Annotated in this window: 15 protein-coding genes and 1 riboswitch; of the genes, 8 read left to right on the top strand and 7 right to left on the bottom strand. The window is 66.7% G+C overall.

Going from position 1 to position 18,928, the window contains the following annotated elements; translation table 11 throughout:
- The first annotated feature begins 11 nt into the window (after positions 1 to 11).
- The 3 genes from CXK94_RS10850 (at position 12) to CXK94_RS10860 (ending at position 3,534) form a co-directional block, all read left to right on the top strand.
- Positions 12 to 1,340, top strand: coding sequence for a ferredoxin reductase family protein (locus tag CXK94_RS10850; RefSeq protein WP_102894359.1), 1,329 nt, complete (start codon positions 12 to 14; stop codon positions 1,338 to 1,340).
- A gap of 92 nt (positions 1,341 to 1,432) precedes the next feature.
- Entirely contained in the window at positions 1,433 to 3,097 is a 1,665-nt protein-coding gene (ligB, locus tag CXK94_RS10855; protein ID WP_102894360.1) for an NAD-dependent DNA ligase LigB, read from the top strand.
- Between the two features lie 59 nt (positions 3,098 to 3,156).
- Complete coding sequence (locus CXK94_RS10860; RefSeq protein WP_102894361.1) at positions 3,157 to 3,534, top strand: DUF1090 domain-containing protein; 378 nt, start codon at positions 3,157 to 3,159, stop codon at positions 3,532 to 3,534.
- A gap of 7 nt (positions 3,535 to 3,541) precedes the next feature.
- Here the strand turns inward: CXK94_RS10860 and CXK94_RS10865 are convergent, their stop codons facing one another.
- The gene (locus CXK94_RS10865) at positions 3,542 to 3,988 is read right to left on the bottom strand and encodes a c-type cytochrome (protein WP_102894362.1); all 447 of its coding nucleotides are present in this window, start codon (positions 3,986 to 3,988) and stop codon (positions 3,542 to 3,544) included.
- A 100-nt stretch (positions 3,989 to 4,088) separates the two neighbouring features.
- Positions 4,089 to 4,526: a hypothetical protein gene (locus tag CXK94_RS10870; RefSeq protein ID WP_102894363.1), complete on the bottom strand. Its 438-nt coding sequence runs from the start codon at positions 4,524 to 4,526 to the stop codon at positions 4,089 to 4,091.
- Positions 4,527 to 4,688: 162 nt separating this feature from the next.
- Positions 4,689 to 4,811: riboswitch (S-adenosyl-L-homocysteine riboswitch) on the top strand.
- Between the two features lie 23 nt (positions 4,812 to 4,834).
- Between CXK94_RS10870 and ahcY the strand changes: the two genes are divergently transcribed.
- The 3 genes from ahcY to CXK94_RS10885 all read left to right on the top strand — a co-directional run bounded on the left by ahcY (position 4,835) and on the right by CXK94_RS10885 (position 9,235).
- A complete protein-coding gene (ahcY, locus tag CXK94_RS10875) occupies positions 4,835 to 6,241 on the top strand; it encodes an adenosylhomocysteinase (RefSeq protein WP_102894364.1) in 1,407 nt (468 codons plus the stop codon).
- Positions 6,242 to 6,353: 112 nt separating this feature from the next.
- Positions 6,354 to 7,205, top strand: coding sequence for a methylenetetrahydrofolate reductase [NAD(P)H] (gene metF / locus CXK94_RS10880; protein WP_180984414.1), 852 nt, complete (start codon positions 6,354 to 6,356; stop codon positions 7,203 to 7,205).
- 233 nt (positions 7,206 to 7,438) lie between these two features.
- Entirely contained in the window at positions 7,439 to 9,235 is a 1,797-nt protein-coding gene (locus tag CXK94_RS10885; RefSeq protein ID WP_102894365.1) for a DEAD/DEAH box helicase, read from the top strand.
- Positions 9,236 to 9,343: 108 nt separating this feature from the next.
- On the opposite strand, the gene adeC is transcribed toward CXK94_RS10885, so the two are convergent.
- The 5 genes from adeC to CXK94_RS10910 form a co-directional block, all read right to left on the bottom strand.
- Positions 9,344 to 10,765, bottom strand: a complete 1,422-nt coding sequence (adeC, locus tag CXK94_RS10890) for an AdeC/AdeK/OprM family multidrug efflux complex outer membrane factor (RefSeq protein WP_037037962.1) — start codon at positions 10,763 to 10,765, stop codon at positions 9,344 to 9,346.
- Positions 10,762 to 13,896 carry an efflux RND transporter permease subunit gene (locus CXK94_RS10895; RefSeq protein ID WP_102894366.1) on the bottom strand — a complete coding sequence of 1,045 codons (3,135 nt, stop codon included), beginning with the start codon at positions 13,894 to 13,896 and terminating at the stop codon, positions 10,762 to 10,764. The genes adeC and CXK94_RS10895 overlap by 4 nt, the downstream gene beginning before the upstream one ends.
- Positions 13,897 to 13,910: 14 nt before the next feature.
- Positions 13,911 to 15,050, bottom strand: coding sequence for an efflux RND transporter periplasmic adaptor subunit (locus tag CXK94_RS10900; protein ID WP_037037964.1), 1,140 nt, complete (start codon positions 15,048 to 15,050; stop codon positions 13,911 to 13,913).
- 237 nt (positions 15,051 to 15,287) lie between these two features.
- On the bottom strand, positions 15,288 to 15,863 hold the full coding sequence (locus CXK94_RS10905) for a YceI family protein (protein WP_102894470.1): 576 nt from the start codon (positions 15,861 to 15,863) through the stop codon (positions 15,288 to 15,290).
- 25 nt (positions 15,864 to 15,888) lie between these two features.
- Positions 15,889 to 16,443 (bottom strand): cytochrome b, encoded by a 555-nt coding sequence (locus CXK94_RS10910; RefSeq protein WP_102894367.1) that lies wholly within the window; start codon positions 16,441 to 16,443, stop codon positions 15,889 to 15,891.
- Between the two features lie 165 nt (positions 16,444 to 16,608).
- Here CXK94_RS10910 and CXK94_RS10915 point away from each other — a divergent pair, with 165 nt between their 5' ends.
- Together CXK94_RS10915 and CXK94_RS10920 are read left to right on the top strand one after the other, a co-directional pair.
- Complete coding sequence (locus CXK94_RS10915) at positions 16,609 to 18,015, top strand: adenosylmethionine--8-amino-7-oxononanoate transaminase (protein WP_102894368.1); 1,407 nt, start codon at positions 16,609 to 16,611, stop codon at positions 18,013 to 18,015.
- A 92-nt stretch (positions 18,016 to 18,107) separates the two neighbouring features.
- A complete protein-coding gene (locus CXK94_RS10920; RefSeq protein ID WP_102894369.1) occupies positions 18,108 to 18,824 on the top strand; it encodes a 16S rRNA (uracil(1498)-N(3))-methyltransferase in 717 nt (238 codons plus the stop codon).
- Positions 18,825 to 18,928 lie beyond the last annotated feature (104 nt).

An 18,928-nucleotide genomic window follows, 5' to 3' on the forward strand; every position in this document is an offset into this window, starting at 1 on the left:
GACCTGTCCCTATGAGATCGATCAAACTGACCTATGCAGCCCTGTTCGTCGGCCTGACCCTGCTATGGCTGCTGGTCGATGACTTCATCATGGCGCGCTACCCGTTCTGGCCCCTGCGCAAGGCGCTGGTCAATTACAGCGGTGTGCTGGCCATCGGTGCGATGAGCGTCGCGGTGGTACTGGCCGCCCGGCCGAAACGGTTCGAACGCTTCTTCGACGGCCTGGACAAGACCTACCGGTTGCACAAATGGCTGGGCATCAGCGCCCTGGTGATCGCCACCGTCCACTGGGGCTGGGGGCAGATACCGAAATGGCTGGTCGGCTTCGGCTGGCTGGAGCGGCCGGCACGTCGCGGCGCCGAACAAGCGGCCGGAGGTATCGCCGGCCTCCTGCGCGACCTCCATGGGCCGGCCGAGGATCTCGGCGAGTGGGCCTTCTACGCCGGTGCGATCCTGATCGTGCTGGCGCTGGTCAAGCGCTTTCCCTACCGCTGGTTCTTCAAGACGCACCGCTGGCTGGCGCTGATCTACCTGCTGCTGGTGCTGCATTCGCTGGTGCTGACGCCGGCGGCGTACTGGCGCTCGCCGCTGGGCGTGGTGCTGGCGCTGATGCTGGCCGCCGGCTCGGTGGCCGCGTGCATCTCGCTGCTGCGTCGCATCGGCCGCAAGCACCAGGTGGTCGGCCGCATAGAGGCACTGACCCACCATCAGGATAACCGCGTCCTGCGGGTCGAAATCCAGCTCGACGGCGCCTGGCCGGGCCACGAGGCCGGGCAGTTCGCCTTCGTCACCTTCGACCCCAGGGAGGGCCCGCACCCGTTCAGCCTCTCGTCGGCCTGGCGCAATGACGGCCGGCTGGCATTCTCCATCAAGGGGCTCGGCGACTACACCCGTACCCTGCCGGACACCCTGAAGGTGGGCGATCTGGTCACGGTCGAGGGGCCCTACGGCTGCTTCGATTTCCACGGCGACAAGCCCGGGCAGATCTGGGTGGCCGGCGGCATTGGCATCGCTCCCTTCATCGGCCGGCTGCAGGTCCTGGCGGACAGCGGCCAGGGCGGCAACACCGATCTGTTCTACTGCACCAGCGCGCCGGACCGTGGCTTCATCGAGCGCATCGAACAGTTGGCCGAGCGCGCCCGCGTGCGCCTGCACGTGCTGGTGGCCAGCGAGAACGGCCGGCTGTCCCCCGAGCGCCTGCGCCAGTTGGCGCCGCACTGGCAGGACTGCGACCTGTGGTTCTGCGGCCCGGCCGGCTTCGGCCACGATCTGCGCCAGGATCTGCAGCGCCACGGCCTGCCGCCGAAGGATTTCCACCAGGAATTGTTCAATATGCGCTGACGCACGGCCAGCCAGCGGCAAGCCGGCGACAATGGCGCCTCGGCCTGCCGTCACGGCAGGCGTATCCCGCTATCGGAGCAAGGAAGCTCACCATGCAACGCCTGATCGCGTTATCGCTGTGCCTCGTCTCGCCTTTCCTCGCCGCCTGCCCGGACTGGACTCCCGCGCGGGCACAACGGGAAATCCTCCATCTCCAGCAGCAACTCGTCCGCTGGGACGAGGCCTATCACCGACGCGGCCTGTCACTGGTGGACGACGAACTCTACGACCAGAGCCGCGCCCGCCTGCACGGCTGGCAGCGCTGCTTTTCCACGGACGGCTATCGGCAGACCGACCCGCTGACCAGTGCCGGCGGGCCGCTGGTGCATCCGGTGCGGCAGACCGGGCTGGCCAAACTCGCCGACGAAGACGCCGTTCGCACATGGATCGCGCAGCGCTCGGACCTGTGGATCCAGCCCAAGGTCGACGGCGTAGCCGTCACCCTGGTCTATCGCGACGGCCACCTGCAGCAGGCCATCAGCCGCGGCGACGGTCGCAGCGGCCAGGACTGGACCGCCAGGGCCCGGCAGTTGCCGATGATCCCGCAGCAGTTGGCGGAGCCGGGCGAGGTGATTCTGCAGGGCGAACTCTACTGGCGGCTGGAGCGGCATGTGCAAGCCGTGGCCGGTAGCGGGGGCGCACGCAGTCGGGTCGCCGGGGCCATGGCGAGCCGCCAGCTCGAAACCGCCAGCGCCGCGCGGATCGGCCTGTTCGTCTGGGATTGGCCCAATGGTCCGCAGGCCATGCCCACGCGGCTCGAACGCCTGGCGGCGCTGGGCTTCGGCGACAGCCAACGCTTCACCCGGCGCCTGCAGGACGCCGCCCAGGCCAGCCGCCTGCGCCAGCACTGGTATCGCCAGCCGCTGCCCTTCGCCAGCGACGGCGTGGTGCTGCGCCAGGGGCAGCGGCCGCCGGCCGAACGCTGGCAGGCCGAACCGCACTGGGCGGCAGCCTGGAAGTACCCGCTGCGCAGGGCGCTGGCGCAGGTACGCGCCGTGGAGTTTCGCATCGGCCGCAGCGGCCGGATCACGCCGCTGCTGCAGCTCGAACCGGTGCAACTGGACGATCGGCGCATCGGCAGGCTCAGCCTGGGATCGCTGCAACGCTGGCAGGCGCTGGACCTGCGCCCGGGCGACCAGATTTCCATCGTGCTCGCCGGCCAGGCCATCCCGCAGCTGGATGCCGTGGTCTGGCGCACCCACGAACGCGCTGTGGTGGTGGCGCCCGATCCGGCGCTGCATCACGCCCACAGTTGCTGGCGACCGACGCCGGGCTGTCGCCAGCAGTTCCTCGCCCGCCTGGCCTGGCTGAGCGGCAAGCAGGGCCTCGACCTTCCCGGCGTCGGCATCGGCAGTTGGCAGGCGTTGCTGGAGGCGGGCCTGCTGCCGGACCTGCTCGCCTGGCTGGAACTGGACGCCGCGGCACTGCGCCAGCTGCCCGGCATCGGCGCGGCGCGGGCGCAAGCGTTGGCCGCCAGCTTCGCCCAGGCACGCAGCAGGTCTTTGCCGCAATGGCTGCGGGCGCTCGGCCTGCCGGCCAAGGTATCGCTCGCCGCCACGACCGACTGGAACACCCTGGCCGCGCGCAGCACCGCCCAATGGCAGGCCGAGCCCGGCATCGGGCCGGGTCGGGCCCGCCAGTTGCAGGCCTTCTTCAGCGCCGACGAGCTACAGCCCCTGCGCGAGCGCCTGCATGGCGCCGGGATATCCGGCTTCTGAGGGACTTTCGCCCGGCGCCGCGGTCGATAGAAGCTGAATAACAACTACGGAGGCAAGGCATGACTGCCAGGCATCTGCCGCTTGCCCTGCTACTCGCCTGCGCTGCCACCAGTCCGCTGCCGGCGGCGGCGCAACCCGACGCCTATTGCAACGAACAGCGCCAGTCACTGCGCGAGCAGCTACAGCAGGCGCGCCTGCGGGGCGACAAGCTGCGCCAGGCCCACCTGAACGGCGAACTGCAGGGCCTGACCGAACGGTGCCAGGGGCTGGTCGCGCTGCACCCTCACCAGGTCGAGTACGAACAGGCCGTCCGCCGGGTGGAGCGCCGCGAGACGCTCCTGCGGGAGGCGCTGGGTACCGGCGATGCGCAGTTGATCGAACTGCGCAGGAACCAGCTGGCCAAGGCCCGGCACAAGCTCGGCGCCCTGCGGCAGTGAATGCCGGTCAGTAGGCGCGAAATTCCTTGTGGCAGGCTTCGCAGGCATCCTCGACCCGCTGCAAGGCCGGCGCCACACCCTCGGGCGTCGGCGTCGAGGCGCGGGTCACCTCGACCAGCGCGGCAGTGGTGCCTTCCAGTTCACGCGCCATCTCGTTGAAGCGTTCCTGGCGCTGCCAGACGTCGTCGCGCGCGTCGCTCTGCTTCTCCTTGGCCTCGGGATAGTGCTGCCAGGGCTGGCGCGAGAGTTCGTCGAGCCTGGCCGCGCCGGCAGCGAACCCCTCCGCATCGAAGGCCAGGCGACCGCGCAGCATCCCGCCAAGGTCCTCCTTGGTGTCGAGCATCTGCTGGTAGATCGCCTTGCGCTTGCCGAGCGGTGAGTTGGGGTCGACCCGATCGCAAGCGCTCAGGGCCAGGGCGGCGATCAGGGACAGGCTCAGCAGTCTCAGCTTCATGGTTCAACCACTCATCGATGCAAAGCGCGGGATTATCCCCGCCCCGGCGCGGTTGAACAAATCGCTCGGGCATCGGCTGCGCGGACACCGCCGTTCGCGCCTAGCGCGACCAGGTGCCGCCCGCGCTTTCGCATTCGGCCCGCGCCTGCGCCCGGTTCGTGGCCTGGTAGTGATAGGTCACGATCCGCGCATCGTCATCGACGGTGGTCGGCCAGGTGCCATTGGCCGCCTGGGAGCCGGCGGCGCGCTCGTTGGCCAGGGTCTCCGGGGTCATCGGCGCGGTGCAGATGCCGAAGTACCCCGCAGGGCAGCTGGCACGGATTTCCCGTCGCGAGCTTTCGACCGCCCCGTCGTCCTGGCAGAGCCAGTCCATGGCGTCGTCCTTATCCAGGTTGTGGAACTCGAAACAGTGCTCGGTCACCACCGGCGACGGCACCGCACCGGAGGCTTCGCTGCGGACATAGCAGGACTGGGCAGCGGCCGGCAGGCTGAAGGCGCCGAGCAGGAACAGGGGCGCAATGCGCAGCAAAAGGTTCATGGCGTTCTCCTGGATCTCGCCCGGCGCCTTTGCACCGAACCTGAAATTACGACCCCCGAGCACACGGCCGAGTTCGCCGGCGCCGGGCTTGGGATTGCCCGCCGGCGCGGCTATAATCGCCGGGCTTTTCCCGGTCGACTCCGCTTCGGCCGTGCCCGCCACCCGTCCGAGGGGCGCTGCAGCAGATGGAGAACCGTTTCGAACCTGGCGAAGGTCGAATCCGGTTCTCGCCTGTCAGGCTCGGATGGGGCGTTTCCTCGAACGCATCAACGGCGCCCATTCGCATACTACGAATGGAGAACTCTTCGATGAGTGCTGTCATGACGCCTGCCGGTTTCACCGACTTCAAGGTCGCCGACATTTCCCTGGCCGCCTGGGGCCGCCGCGAGATCATCATCGCCGAATCGGAAATGCCGGCGCTGATGGGCCTGCGCCGCAAGTACGCCGCCGAGCAGCCGCTCGCGGGCGCGAAAATCCTCGGCTGCATCCACATGACCATCCAGACCGCGGTGCTGATCGAGACCCTCGTCGCGCTGGGGGCAGAGGTGCGCTGGTCGAGCTGCAACATCTTCTCCACCCAGGACCAGGCCGCCGCCGCCATCGCCGCCGCCGGCATCCCGGTGTTCGCCTGGAAGGGCGAGACCGAGCAAGAGTACGAGTGGTGCATCGAGCAGACCATCCTCAAGGACGGCCAGCCATGGGACGCCAACATGGTGCTGGACGACGGTGGCGACCTGACCCAGGTTCTCCACGACAAGTACCCGCAGGTGCTCGAGCGCGTGCACGGCATCACCGAGGAAACCACCACCGGCGTGCACCGCCTGCTCGACATGCTCAAGGGCGGCACCCTGAAAGTGCCGGCGATCAACGTCAACGACTCGGTCACCAAGAGCAAGAACGACAACAAGTACGGTTGCCGCCACAGTCTCAACGACGCCATCAAGCGCGGCACCGACCACCTGCTGTCGGGCAAGCAGGCGCTGGTCATCGGCTACGGCGACGTGGGCAAGGGCTCGGCGCAGTCGCTGCGCCAGGAAGGCATGATCGTCAAGATCTCGGAAGTCGATCCGATCTGCGCCATGCAGGCCTGCATGGACGGCTTCGAAGTCGTCTCCCCGTACCAGAACGGCATCAACGACGGCTCCGAGACCTGCGTCGACAGCGCCCTGCTGGGCCGGATCGACCTGATCGTCACCACCACCGGCAACGTCAACGTCTGCGACGCCAATATGCTCAAGGCGCTGAAGAAGCGCGCCGTGGTGTGCAACATCGGCCACTTCGACAACGAGATCGACACCGCCTTCATGCGCGCCAACTGGGGCTGGGAAGAGGTCAAGCCGCAGGTGCACAAGATCCACCGCACCGGCAAGACCGTCGACCCGGCCAACGACGACTACCTGATCCTGCTGGCCGAGGGCCGCCTGGTGAACCTGGGCAACGCCACCGGCCACCCGAGCCGGATCATGGACGGTTCCTTCGCCAACCAGGTGCTGGCGCAGATCCACCTCTACAACGAGAAGTTCGCCAACCTGCCGGTGGCCGAGAAGAGCAAGAACGTCACCGTCATGGTGCTGCCGAAGAAGCTCGACGAAGAAGTGGCGCTGGAAATGGTCAAGGGCTTCGGTGGCGTGGTCACCCAGCTGACCGCCAAGCAGGCCGAGTACATCGGCGTAACGGTCGAAGGCCCGTTCAAGCCGGACAGCTACCGCTACTGATAGCCGTAGGGTGGAAAACGGCCACAGGCCTTTTCCACCTGCCCATCCCAGGCGGTGGAAAGTGCTGCGCGCGCTTTCCACCCTGCGCCTGAAGCAGTCAAAGGAATTACTGATGACTTCTGCGAATCGCCCGTCGATCAGCTTCGAGTTCTTCCCCACCAAGACCGAAGCCGGGCATGAAAAACTGCTGAATGTGGCTCGCCAGCTGGCCGGCTACCAGCCCGATTTCTTCTCCTGCACCTACGGCGCCGGCGGCTCGACCCGCGATCGCACCCTGAACACCGTGCTGCAACTCGACAGCGAGGTGAAGGTGCCGACCGCGCCGCACCTGTCCTGCGTCGGCGACAGCAAGCAGGAGCTGCGCGAGCTGCTTAACATCTACCGCGACGCCGGCATCAAGCGCATCGTCGCCCTGCGCGGCGACCTGCCATCCGGCATGGGCCTGGCCAACGGCGAATTGCGCCACGCCAGCGACCTGGTGGAATTCATCCGTGCTGAGACCGGCGACCACTTCCACATCGAGGTCGCCGCCTACCCGGAGATGCACCCGCAGGCACGCAGTTTCGAGGACGACCTGACGAACTTCGTGCACAAGGCCAAGGCCGGTGCCAGCAGCGCCATTACCCAGTACTTCTTCAATGCCGACTGCTACTTCTATTTCGTCGAGCGCGTACGCAAGCTGGGCGTCGACATCCCGGTGGTTCCGGGCATCATGCCGATCACCAACTACAGCAAGCTGGCGCGCTTCTCCGATGCCTGCGGCGCCGAGATCCCGCGCTGGGTGCGCAAGCAGCTGGAGGCCTACGGCGACGACATCGACAGCATCCAGGCCTTCGGCGAGCAGGTCATCAGCGAGATGTGCGAGAAGCTGCTGGCCGGCGGCGCGCCGGGGTTGCACTTCTACACGCTGAACCAGGCCGAGCCGAGCCTGGCGATCTGGAACAACCTGAAGCTGCCTCGGTGAAATTTCCCGGCTCCGTAGCAATACGGAGCTGGCTAATGAACCCGTGACCTGCGACACTGTCAAAGCAATGCGGCGTTGACAGGCTCTGTTATACTCCGCGCTTCCGCCAGGCTTACGCCCGGATGCCGCCATCAGCAGATCGCGGCAGGACCGGACGGGATCGCACGCCAGTCGCGATTCAAGCCAGGCATGATCATCCCAAGGGCCACGCCCCTAACAAGACAGGATTACTCATGTCCTTTGCTTCCCTCGGTCTCTCCGAGGCTTTGGCCGGTGCCGTCGAGGCCGCCGGTTATACCCAGCCTACTCCCGTGCAACAGCGGGCCATCCCCGCCGTGTTGCAAGGCCGCGACCTGATGGTCGCCGCCCAGACCGGAACCGGCAAGACAGGCGGCTTCGCCCTGCCGGTACTCGAACTGCTGTTCCCCGGCGGCCACCCGGACCGCGAGCACCGCTACGGCCCGAAACAGCCGCGCGTACTGGTGCTGACCCCGACCCGCGAGCTTGCCGCCCAGGTCCATGACAGCTTCAAGGTCTATGCCCGCGACCTGCCGCTGAAAAGCGCCTGCATCTTCGGCGGCGTCGGCATGAATCCGCAGATCCAGGCCGTGGCCAAGGGCCTCGACGTGCTGGTCGCCTGCCCGGGCCGCCTGCTCGACCTGGCCAACCAGAAGGCCATCGACCTGGCCCACGTGGAAATCCTCGTGCTCGACGAAGCCGATCGCATGCTCGACATGGGCTTCATCCACGACGTCAAGAAGGTGCTGGCCAAGCTGCCGGCCAAGCGCCAGAACCTGCTGTTCTCGGCCACCTTCTCCAAGGACATCACCGACCTCGCCGCCAAGCTGCTGCACGAACCCGAGCGCATCGAGGTCACCCCGCCGAACACCACCGTCGAGCGCATCGAGCAGCGCGTGTTCCGCGTTGCCGCCAGCCACAAGCGCGCCCTGCTCGCGCACCTGATCACCCAGGGCGCCTGGGAACAGGTGCTGGTGTTCACCCGTACCAAGCACGGCGCCAACCGCCTGGCCGAGTACCTGGAGAAGCACGGCCTGCCGGCCGCCGCGATCCACGGCAACAAGAGCCAGAACGCCCGGACCAAGGCCCTGGCCGACTTCAAGGCCAACCAGGTGCGCATCCTCGTGGCGACCGATATCGCCGCCCGCGGCCTGGACATCGACCAGTTGCCGCATGTGGTCAACTTCGAGCTGCCCAACGTCGAGGAAGACTACGTGCACCGCATCGGCCGTACCGGCCGTGCCGGGCGCAGCGGTGAAGCCATCTCTCTGGTCGCGCCGGACGAGGAGAAGCTGCTCAAGGGCATCGAGCGCCTGACCAAGCAGAAGATTGCCGATGGCGATCCGATGGGCTTCGACGCCAGCAGCATCGAGGCGGAAAAGCCCGAAGCCCGCGAACCGCGCCAGCCCCGGCCGCAGCGCGGCGAACGCAAGGCCCGCGGCGAGCGCGACAAGCCGGCCGAGAAAGGCGCCGAACAGAAGGAACGCAACCGCCGCAACAAGAGCAAGGCCCGCAAGCCCGCACGCGATGGGGCGACCGGCGAGGCCCAGGCCATCACCCGGCCACCGCAACTGCCAGCGGATCGTGATCCCGAGGAGTTTCTCGACGACGACGTGGACAATTTCGGCAATCGCGTCGACTACGTCAGCCCGTACCAGAACAAACAGAACCGCGGCCGTCGCCCAGGCGCTTCCGCTCGCCAGGGCAATGCCCAGCCGCATGCTGCCGGCGCGGGTGCCGCCTCGGGCAAAGGCAAGCGCCAGGGGCAGGGGCAGGCCGCCCGTGGTGGCCAGGGCCAGGGGCGCAACGGCCAGCCGCGGCGCAAGAACGAGGGCCGCCGTATCGAAGAGCCGGCGGTGACGCGCCAGGAAGCGGCCAAGCCGCGCGAGAAGCAGCCGGTGATCATCCACAAGGAGTCGAAGATCGACCGCCTGCCCAGCCTGGAGCAGCTCGAGCAACTGCCGAGCCGGCCGCGCGGCGAGAAACCGGCGCTGCTGACGCGCAATCGCTGAACCGAAGCGCATACAAGAACGCCGCCCGAATGGGCGGCGTTTTCGTTTGTGCGCTTTGCCGGTCTGCGCTCCGGCCAGTCACGACCCCCCGTGACCGCCGATGGCGCCTCAGTCGTTTCCGGCCTGCGCCTGCCCGTTTTCCTGCCAGCCGCCGCCGAGCGCCTTGAACAGATTGACCTCGCTGACCATCTGCGCGAGGCGGTCGCCGATCAGCTGCTGCTGCACGCTGAACAGCTGGCGCTGGGCGTCGAGCAGGGTCAGGTAGCTGTCCACGCCGGTGCGATAACGACGTTCGGCGAGGTTGTAGTAGGCCTCACTGGTTTCCAGCAGATCGCGCTGCGCCTGGACCTGGCGGCTGTAGGTGGCCTGGGCGGCCAGGCCGTCGGCGACCTCGCGGAACGCGGTCTGGATGGCCTGTTCGTATTGCGCCACCTGGATGTTCTCGCTGATCCGGACGTAATCCAGATTGGCCCGCAGCTGACCGGCATTGAAGATCGGCACGCTGATGCTCGGCGCGAAATTCCAGTAACCCGAGCCCCCATCGAACAGGCCGGACAGCTCGCTGCTGGCAGTACCCGCCGCACCGGTCAGGCTGATGCGCGGGAAGAACGCAGCCCGCGCCGCGCCGATGCTGGCATTGACCGCCCTGAGCTGGTGCTCGGCCTGGAGGATGTCCGGGCGCTTGTAGAGCAGATCGGAGGGCAGGCCGACCGGCAGGGCCGCCAGCTGGGTGCGCTCCAGGCCGCCCTCGCTCGGCAAACCGGCGGGCAGGTTCTGCCCGAGCAGCAGGGTCAGGGCGTTGCGATCCTGTGCCACCTGGCGAGTGTACTGTTCGATGCTCACCCGCGCGGTGTCGACGGCGCTGCGCGCCTGGCGCAGCTCCAGCGCCGAGGCGACGCCGACATCGAAGCTGCGCTGGGTCAAGTCGAAGCTTTGCTCGTAGGTCTTGAGCGTGTCGCGGGTCACCTGCAGCAGTGCCTGGTCGGCCTGCAGCGTCAGCCAGGCGTTGGCGACACTGGCGATCAGGCTGATCTGGGTACTGCGCTGCGCGGCCTCGCTGGCGAAGAATTCTTCCAGCGCCTGGTCGCGCAGGCTGCGCAGCCGGCCGAACAGGTCGAGCTCCCAGGATACGCCGAAGGTGGCGCTGTACTGGCTGCTGATCGCCGGCTCGCCGGTCATGTTCAGATCGCCGGGCGTGCGGCTGCGGCTGCCCGCGCCATCGGCACTCACCGCCGGCAGCAGGTCGGCGCGCTGGACGCGGTACAGCGCACGGTAGGCATCGACGTTGAGCGCCGCCACGCGCAGGTCGCGGTTGTTCTCCAGCGCCACTTCGATCAGCTGCTGCAACGTCGGGTCGCGGAAGAATTCGCGCCAGCCCAGCTCGCGCTGCGCCTGTGCCGCGCTGGCGGCATAGGCCGGCCCCTCGGGCCAGGCATCGGCGACCGGACTCTGCGGCCGCTGATAGTCGGGGATCAGCGAGCAGCCGCTCAGGGCGGCCAGCAATGCCAGGCTCAATAAGGACTTGTTCACTGGGCATCCCCCTTCGCTTGTTCACCTTGCTCGGACTTGCGACTGGAAATCGAGGTCACCAGCACGAAGAACAGCGGCACCCAGAAGATCACCAGCGCGGTGGCGGTGACCATCCCGCCGATCACCCCGGTACCGATGGCGTGCGAGCTACCGGCGCCGGCGCCGCTGGCCATGGCCAGTGGCACCACGCCGAGGGTGAAGGCCAGCGAGGTCATGATGATCGGGCGCAGACGCATGCGGCAGGCCTGCACCGTCGCCTCGAACAGTTCCATGCCGTCGCGGTGCAGGTCCTTGGCGAACTCGACGATCAGGATGGCGTTCTTCGCCGTCAGGCCGATGGTGGTCAGCAGGCCGACCTGGAAGAACACATCGTTGGTCAGGCCGCGGCCGGTGGTCGCCAGCACCGCGCCGATGACGCCCAGCGGCACCACCAGCATCACCGCGAAGGGGATCGACCAGCTCTCGTACAGCGCCGCCAGGCAGAGGAACACCACCAGCAGCGAGAGCGCATAGAGCGCCGGCGCCTGGCCGCCGGAGAGGATTTCCTCGAAGGAAAGCCCGGTCCAGGACACCCCGACGCCGGACGGCAGCTGCTGTGCCAGCCGCTCCACCTCGGCCATGGCATCGCCGGTGCTGTAGCCTGCCGCCGGTTCGCCGAGGATTTCCATCCCCGGCACGCCGTTGTAGCGCGCGAGCTTCGGCGAGCCGTAGATCCATTCGCCACTGCCGAAGGCACTGAACGGCACCATTTCGCCCTGGTCGTTGCGCACGAACCACTTGTCCAGGTCCTCGGGCGTCATGCGCGAAGGCGCATCGCCCTGCACGTAGACCTTCTTCACCCGGCCACGGTCGATGAAGTCGTTGACGTAGCTGGAGCCCCAGCCAACCGCCAGGGTGTTGTTGATGTCGCTCAGCGATACGCCCAGCGCGCGCGCCTTCTCGTCATCGATCAGCAGCTGGTACTGCGGTTCGTCGTTCAGCCCGTTGGGCCGCACGGCCTGCAGCACCGGACTCTGCGCCGCCAGTTGCAGGAACTGGTTGCGCGCCTGCATCAGGGCGTCGTGGCCGAGGCCCGCCTGGTCCTGCAGGTAGAAGTTGAAGCCGGTGGCGTTGCCCAGCTCCATGACCGCCGGCGGGGCGAAGGCGAATACCTGCGCGTCGCGGAACTGGAAGAAACGCTGCTGCGCGCGTTGCGCCAGCTCGAAGACGCTGGAGCCGGCTGCGGTACGCTCACCCCAGGGCTTGAGGCTGACGAAGGCGATGGCCGAGTTCTGCCCGCGCCCGGCGAAGTTGAAGCCGGTGACGGTGAACACCGAGCGGACCACATCGCCCTCTTCCTCCAGCAGGTACTCGCGCATGGCGTCCACGGTCTTCTGCGTCCGCTCGGCGGTGGAGCCGGCCGGCGTCTGCACCTGGACGAACAGCACGCCCTGGTCCTCGTTCGGCAGGAAGGCGCTGGGCAGGCGGGTGAACAGTAGCGCCATGGCCGCGACGATCACCAGGTAGACCACCAGGAACGGCAGCTTGCGCTTCAGCACCCCGGCCACGCCCCGCTCGTAGCGATGCACGCCGCGGTCGAAGGTGCGGTTGAACCAGCCGAAGAAGCCGCGCTTCTGCTGGTGCTCGCCGTCGCTGGCCTTGAGCATGGTGGCGCACAGCGCCGGCGTGAAGATCAGTGCCACCAGTACCGACAGGCCCATCGCCGAGGCGATGGTGATGGAGAACTGGCGATAGATGATGCCGGTCGAGCCGCCGAAGAAGGCCATCGGCACGAACACCGCCGAAAGCACCAGGCCGATCCCCACCAGCGCGCCCTGGATCTGCCCCATGGATTTGCGCGTGGCCTCCACCGGCGACAGGCCTTCCTCGGCCATCACCCGCTCGACGTTCTCCACCACGACGATGGCATCGTCCACCAGCAGACCGATGGCCAGGACCATGGCGAACATGGTCAGGGTGTTGATGCTGAAACCGAAGGCGGCCAGCAGGCCGAAGGTGCCCAGCAGTACCACGGGCACCGCCAGCGTCGGAATCAGGGTCGCGCGGAAGTTCTGCAGGAACAGGTACATCACCAGGAACACCAGCACGATGGCCTCGAACAGCGTGTGCACCACGTTGTTGATCGAGGTCGCCACTACCGGCGAGGTGTCATAGGGATAGACCACCTCCACGCCCGGCGGGAAGAACGGCTGCAGCTCGGCCAGCGTCTGGCGTATCGCCTTGGCGGTATCCAGCGCATTGGCACCGGTAGCCAGCTTGATACCGATACCGGCGGCCGGCTTGCCGTTGTACAAGGCGGTGATGGCCGTGCGCTCGGCACCGAGTTCGACCTGGCCGACGTCCTTCAGGCGCACCTGGGAACCGTCGCTGTTGACCTTGAGCAGAATCTCGCGGAACTGCTCGGGGGTCTGCAGGCGGGTCTTGCCGATGATGGTCGCGCTCAGTTGCTGCCCCGGCACCGCCGGCAACGCACCGAACTGGCCCGAGGAAATCTGCACGTTCTGCTCGCGGATGGCGTTGCTCACGTCCACCGGGGTCAGCTGGAAATTGTTCAGCTTGGCCGGGTCCAGCCAGATGCGCATCGCATACTGCGAACCGAACACCTGGAAGTCGCCGACGCCACGGGTACGCGACAGCGGGTCCTGGATATTCGAGACGATGTAGTCGGCCAGGTCGCTCTGGGTCATGCTGCCGTCGCTGGAAACCACCCCGACCACCATGAGGAAGTTTCGCACCGACTTGGTCACGCGGATGCCCTGCTGCTGGACCTCCTGCGGCAACAGCGGCGTGGCCAGCTGCAGCTTGTTCTGCACCTGCACCTGGGCAATATCCGGATTGATGCCCTGGTTGAAGGTGACGGTGATTTCCATGCTGCCGTCGGAGTTGCTCGCCGAGCTGATGTAGCGCAGCCCGTCGATGCCATTGAGCTGTTGCTCGATGACCTGCACCACGGTGTCCTGCACCGTCTGTGCCGAGGCGCCCGGATAGTTGACCTGGATGCCGATCGCCGGCGGGGCGATGCTGGGGTACTGGTTGACCGGCAAATTGAGGATGGACAGGCCACCGGCCAGCATGATCACCAGAGCGATCACCCAGGCGAAGATCGGCCGGTCGATAAAGAATCTGGACATGAACTAGGAACCCCTCAGCCTTCTTGGCCTTGGGGCCCGGCAGGCGCCCCGATATTGTCGACATTGGTCGCCGGCACGGCATTGACCTCGACGCCCGGCTGGATGAACTGCAGCCCCTCGGTGATCACCCGATCGCCCGGTTGCAGCCCCTCGCCCACCAGCCAGCGATTGCCGACCGTGCGCTCGGTCCTGATCCGGCGCAGCTCGACCTTGTTCTCGGCATTGACCACCATTGCCGTGGGCTCGCCCCTGGCATTGCGGGTCACGCCCTGCTGCGGCACCAGGATCGCCTCGCTCTTCAGGCCCGCCACCAATTGCGCATGCACGAACATGCCGGGTAGCAGCACCTTGTCGGGGTTGGGCAGCACCGCCCGCAGGGTCACCGAACCGGTGCCGGAATCCACCGTGACCTCGCTGAATTCGAGCTTGCCTTCATGGGGGTACGCGCTGCCGTCTTCCAGCGTCAGGGTCACCTTGGCGGCATTCTCGCCGGCCTTCTGCAGACGGCCCTCGGCCAGGTCACGCCGCAAGGCGAGCAGCTCGCGCGCCGGCTGGGTGACGTCGACGTAGATCGGATCCAGCTGCTGGATGGTCGCCAGCTCCTGCGCCTGGCCATTGCTGACCAGTGCTCCTTCGGTAACGGCGGAGCGGCCGATGCGCCCGGAAATGGGCGCCAGCACCTTGGTGTAGCGCAGGTCGATGCGAGCGCGCTCGACGTCCGCCTCGGCCTGCAGGCTGGCGGCACGCGCCTCGTCGTAGGCCTGCCGGCTGACGGCCTGGTCCTTGACCAGCTCGGCATAGCGTTCGGCCAGCGACTTGCTCGACGCCAGGCTGGCCTGCGCGCTCTTGAGCGTCGCGTCGTATACCGCCGCGTCGATCTGGTACAGCTGCTGGCCGGCCTTCACGTCGCTGCCTTCGGTGAACAGGCGCTTCTGGATGATGCCATTGACCTGCGGCCGAACCTCGGCGATGCGGTAGGCGCGGGTGCGCCCGGGCAACTCGGTGGTCAGCGCGAACGGCTCGGCCTGCAGCGTGACGATGCCGACCCGCGGCGCCTCCTGGGCAGGCGGCGGCGCCTGCTCCTCGCAGCCTGCAAGGAAAACAGCCACGGCAAGAATGGAGATCAGGGCAGCACTGGCTGGCTTGATTGGCATGGGAAACCTCTTGAAAAGCTGCAGGCGCAAAGAATGACGGCCGAGCGCAGACGCGGCTGGCGGAATTACGGGAATATACTTACATCCAAGACTGTCTGTAAACCGTTCAGGGCTGACTAAATGTTGCAAAACCTCTGAGCCAGACAGGCTCTGTCCACTGTCCATCACTGCACCTGTCGCTGCGCCACAAAACAGAACGCCGGCATACGCCGGCGTCCATGACACATCCCGTGCAACCTACTGCCGCACACCTTCGACGGAGATGATCAGGTCGACCGTCTGCGACGCCGGGCCGAGGTCCATCTTGATACCGAAGTCCTTGAGCGTCAGCGTGGTGCTGCCCTCGAAACCGGCGCGGTAGCCACCCCAGGGATCGTCGCCTTCGCCGATGAAGCGGGCGGCGATCACCACCGGCTGGGTCACACCGTTCAGCGTGAGGTTGCCACTGATGTCGGCGGTGCCTTCTCCGGTGGATTTCACCGAGGTGGATTCGAAGGTCGCGGTCGGGTGCTTGCCGACGTTGAGGAAATCGTCGCTGCGCAGGTGCTTGTCACGCTCGGCATGGTTGGTATCGACGCTGGCGGTCTTCAGGGTGACGTTGACCTTGCTCGCTTCCGGCTGGGCGGCATCGAAACTGAAGCGGCCGTCGAAGTCCTTGAAGGTCCCCCACAACCAGCTGTAGCCGAGGTGGCTGATCTTGAAGTTGACGAAGGCGTGCTGGCCCTGCTTGTCGATGACATAGTCGGCGGCCATGGCCTGACCGGCGAACAGGGCTGAGCCCAGGGCGAATGCGGCGAGGGTTTTCTTCAACATCATGGGTTCTCCTGACGGACTTCGATTAACCATCCACGCGCCCGAACATGCGTTTGAGCGTCGTATCGTGATCGATGAAATGGTGTTTGAGCGCTGCCAGGGCATGCAGCCCCGCGAGAATCACCAGCGCCCAGGCGAGATATTCGTGAACCAGGCCGGCGATATCTTCCTGCCTGGGCAGGCCGCTGATCAGCGCCGGCACCTCGAACCAGCCGAACACGCCGATGGGCCGGCCGTCGGCGGTGGAAATCAGGTAACCCGAGATCATCACGGCGAACAGCCCGGCATACAGCAGGCCATGGCCAAGCTTGGTCGTCAGCCGGGTCAGCGCCCCATGACTGGCCAGCGCGGCCGGGCCGGGGCTGAGAAGGCGCCACAGCACCCGTAGCAGCATCACGGCGAAAAGCACGATGCCGATGCTCTTGTGGAGCTCCGGAGCAGTGCGATACCAGCTGCTGTAGTAGTTCAGGCCGACCATCCACAAGCCCAGGCCGAACAGGCCGAATACCGCGACGGCGACCAGCCAGTGCAGCAGGATGCTGGTCAATCCATAGTGGGTGGGGGAGTTGCGCCAGTGCATCGACCTGTTCCTTCAATTCGAAGGCCACTAGCCTAGCCCGTCATATATCGGTATAGAGCGCATTTTTTCGCTCTGAAACATCGAACTAGTCGATAGGAATTACCCAACTCAATCGCGGCGGCGCACTTCTGCTAGGCTGCGCCGACACACTGCAAAGGAGCGACGATGAGCCTGAACGACAGCTGGATGCAACGCGACCTCGCCGTGCTCTGGCACCCCTGCACCCAGATGAAGGACCACGAACAGCTGCCGCTGATCCCCATCCGCCGCGGCGAGGGCGTGTGGCTGGAGGATTTCGACGGCAAGCGCTACCTGGATGCAGTCAGTTCCTGGTGGGTGAACGTCTTCGGCCATGCCAACCCGCGCATCAACCAGCGCATCAAGGATCAGGTCGATCAACTGGAACATGTGATGCTCGCCGGCTTCAGCCACCAGCCGGTAGTGGAGCTGTCGGAGCGGCTGGTCGCGTTGACGCCGGCCGGACTGGAACGGGTGTTCTATACCGACAACGGCTCGACCGGCATCGAGGTCGCGCTGAAGATGAGCTTCCATTACTGGCGCAACAGCGGCCGGCCGGAGAAGCAGCGCTTCGTCACCCTGAGCAACAGCTACCACGGCGAAACCGTCGCAGCGATGTCGGTGGGCGACGTCGCGCTCTTCACCGACACCTACAAACCGCTGCTGCTGGACACCTTCAAGGTGCCGAGCCCGGACTGCTACCTGCGGCCCGAGGGCATGGGCTGGGAAGAGCACTCGCGCGCCATGTTCGCGTACATGGAGCGCACCCTGGCCGAGCATCACCGGGAGATCGCCGCGGTCATCGTCGAGCCGCTGATCCAGGGCGCCGGCGGCATGCGCATGTACCATCCGGTCTACCTCAAGCTGCTGCGCGAAGCCTGCGACCGCTACGAGGTGCACCTGATCCATGACGAGATCGCCGTCGGCTTCGGCCGCACGGGGACGATGTTCGCCTGCGAGCAGGCCGGCATCACCCCTGATTTCCTCTGCCTGTCCAAGGCGCTGACCGGCGGCTACCTGCCGATGGCCGCGGTACTCACCACCGACCGGCTGTACCAGGCCTTCTACGACGACTATTCGACCCTGCGCGCCTTCCTCCACTCGCACACCTACACCGGCAACCCGCTGGCCTGCGCCGCGGCGCTGGCGACGCTGGACATCTTCGCCGAGGACAACGTCATCGAGGCGAACAAGGCGCTGGCCGCACGCATGGCCAGCGCCACCGCGCACCTGGCCGAGCACCCGCAGGTCGCCGAGGTGCGCCAGACCGGCATGGCGCTGGCCATCGAGATGGTCCAGGACAAGGCCAGCCGCACCCCCTACCCCTGGCAGGAGCGACGTGGCCTCAAGGTCTACCAGCACGCCTTGGAGCGCGGCGCCCTGCTGCGCCCGCTGGGCAGCGTGGTGTATTTCCTGCCGCCCTACTGCATCACCGGGGAACAGATCGATTTCCTCGCCGAGGTTGCCAGCGAAGGCATCGACATCGCGACCCGCGAGGCGGTGAGCGTGGCGGTACCGGCCGGCCGGTATCCGGGGTTTCGGGATCCGGGCTGACGGCAGCGGCAAGCTTCAAGAAATGCGCCTGCGAGCCAGTCCACTGATGCTTTAGACTTGCCGCTTCCAACTTGCCGCTTACAGCTGCCCTTATGCGCCTCTCTCGCTTCTTCATCGATGCCCCGCTAGCCCTCGGCCAGCACCCGCTGCCCGAGGCAGCGGCTCACTACATCAGCCGGGTGCTGCGGCTGTCCGCCGGTTGCGCGGTGCAGTTGTTCGACGGCAGCGGCAGCGAATTCCGCGGCGTGCTCGCCGACGTCGGCAAGAAGTCGGTGGTCGTCGAGTTGCAGGAACAGCTGCCCGGCCAGCCGGAGTCACCGCTGCGAATCCACCTCGGGCAGGGATTGTCGCGTGGAGAGCGGATGGACTGGGCCATCCAGAAGGCGACCGAACTGGGCGTCGCGCAGATCACCCCGATCGTCAGCGAACGCTGCGAGGTGCGCCTGAACGATGAGCGTGCCGACAAGCGCCTGGCGCACTGGCGCCAGATCGCCATCAGTGCCTGCGAACAGTGCGGCCGCTCGGTACTACCGGTTATCCATACGCCACGCACCCTCGACGACTGGCTGAGTGTCGAAGCGGAACTGAAACTGGTGCTGCATCCGGTCGCCGCACCGCTGGCGAGTCATGCCAGGCCGCAGACGCTGGCGTTCCTCATCGGCCCCGAGGGCGGCCTGAGCGATGTCGAGGTCGAACGCGCCGGTGCAGCCGGCTTCCACCCCGCCCGCCTCGGCCCGCGGGTGCTGCGTACCGAGACGGCACCGGTGGTGGCGCTGAGCGTGGCGCAGCAGTTGTGGGGCGATTTCTAGAGGCCCACCAGACCTTGGGGCGTGCAGCCTCACGCCAATCCTTGTTGGGCTTCGCTGCGCTCAGCGCCAACCTACCCGTGGCACCGACAGGCGGAGTCAGAGCG

Source organism: Stutzerimonas stutzeri, from assembly GCF_002890915.1.
Lineage (GTDB): Bacteria > Pseudomonadota > Gammaproteobacteria > Pseudomonadales > Pseudomonadaceae > Stutzerimonas > Stutzerimonas stutzeri_AF.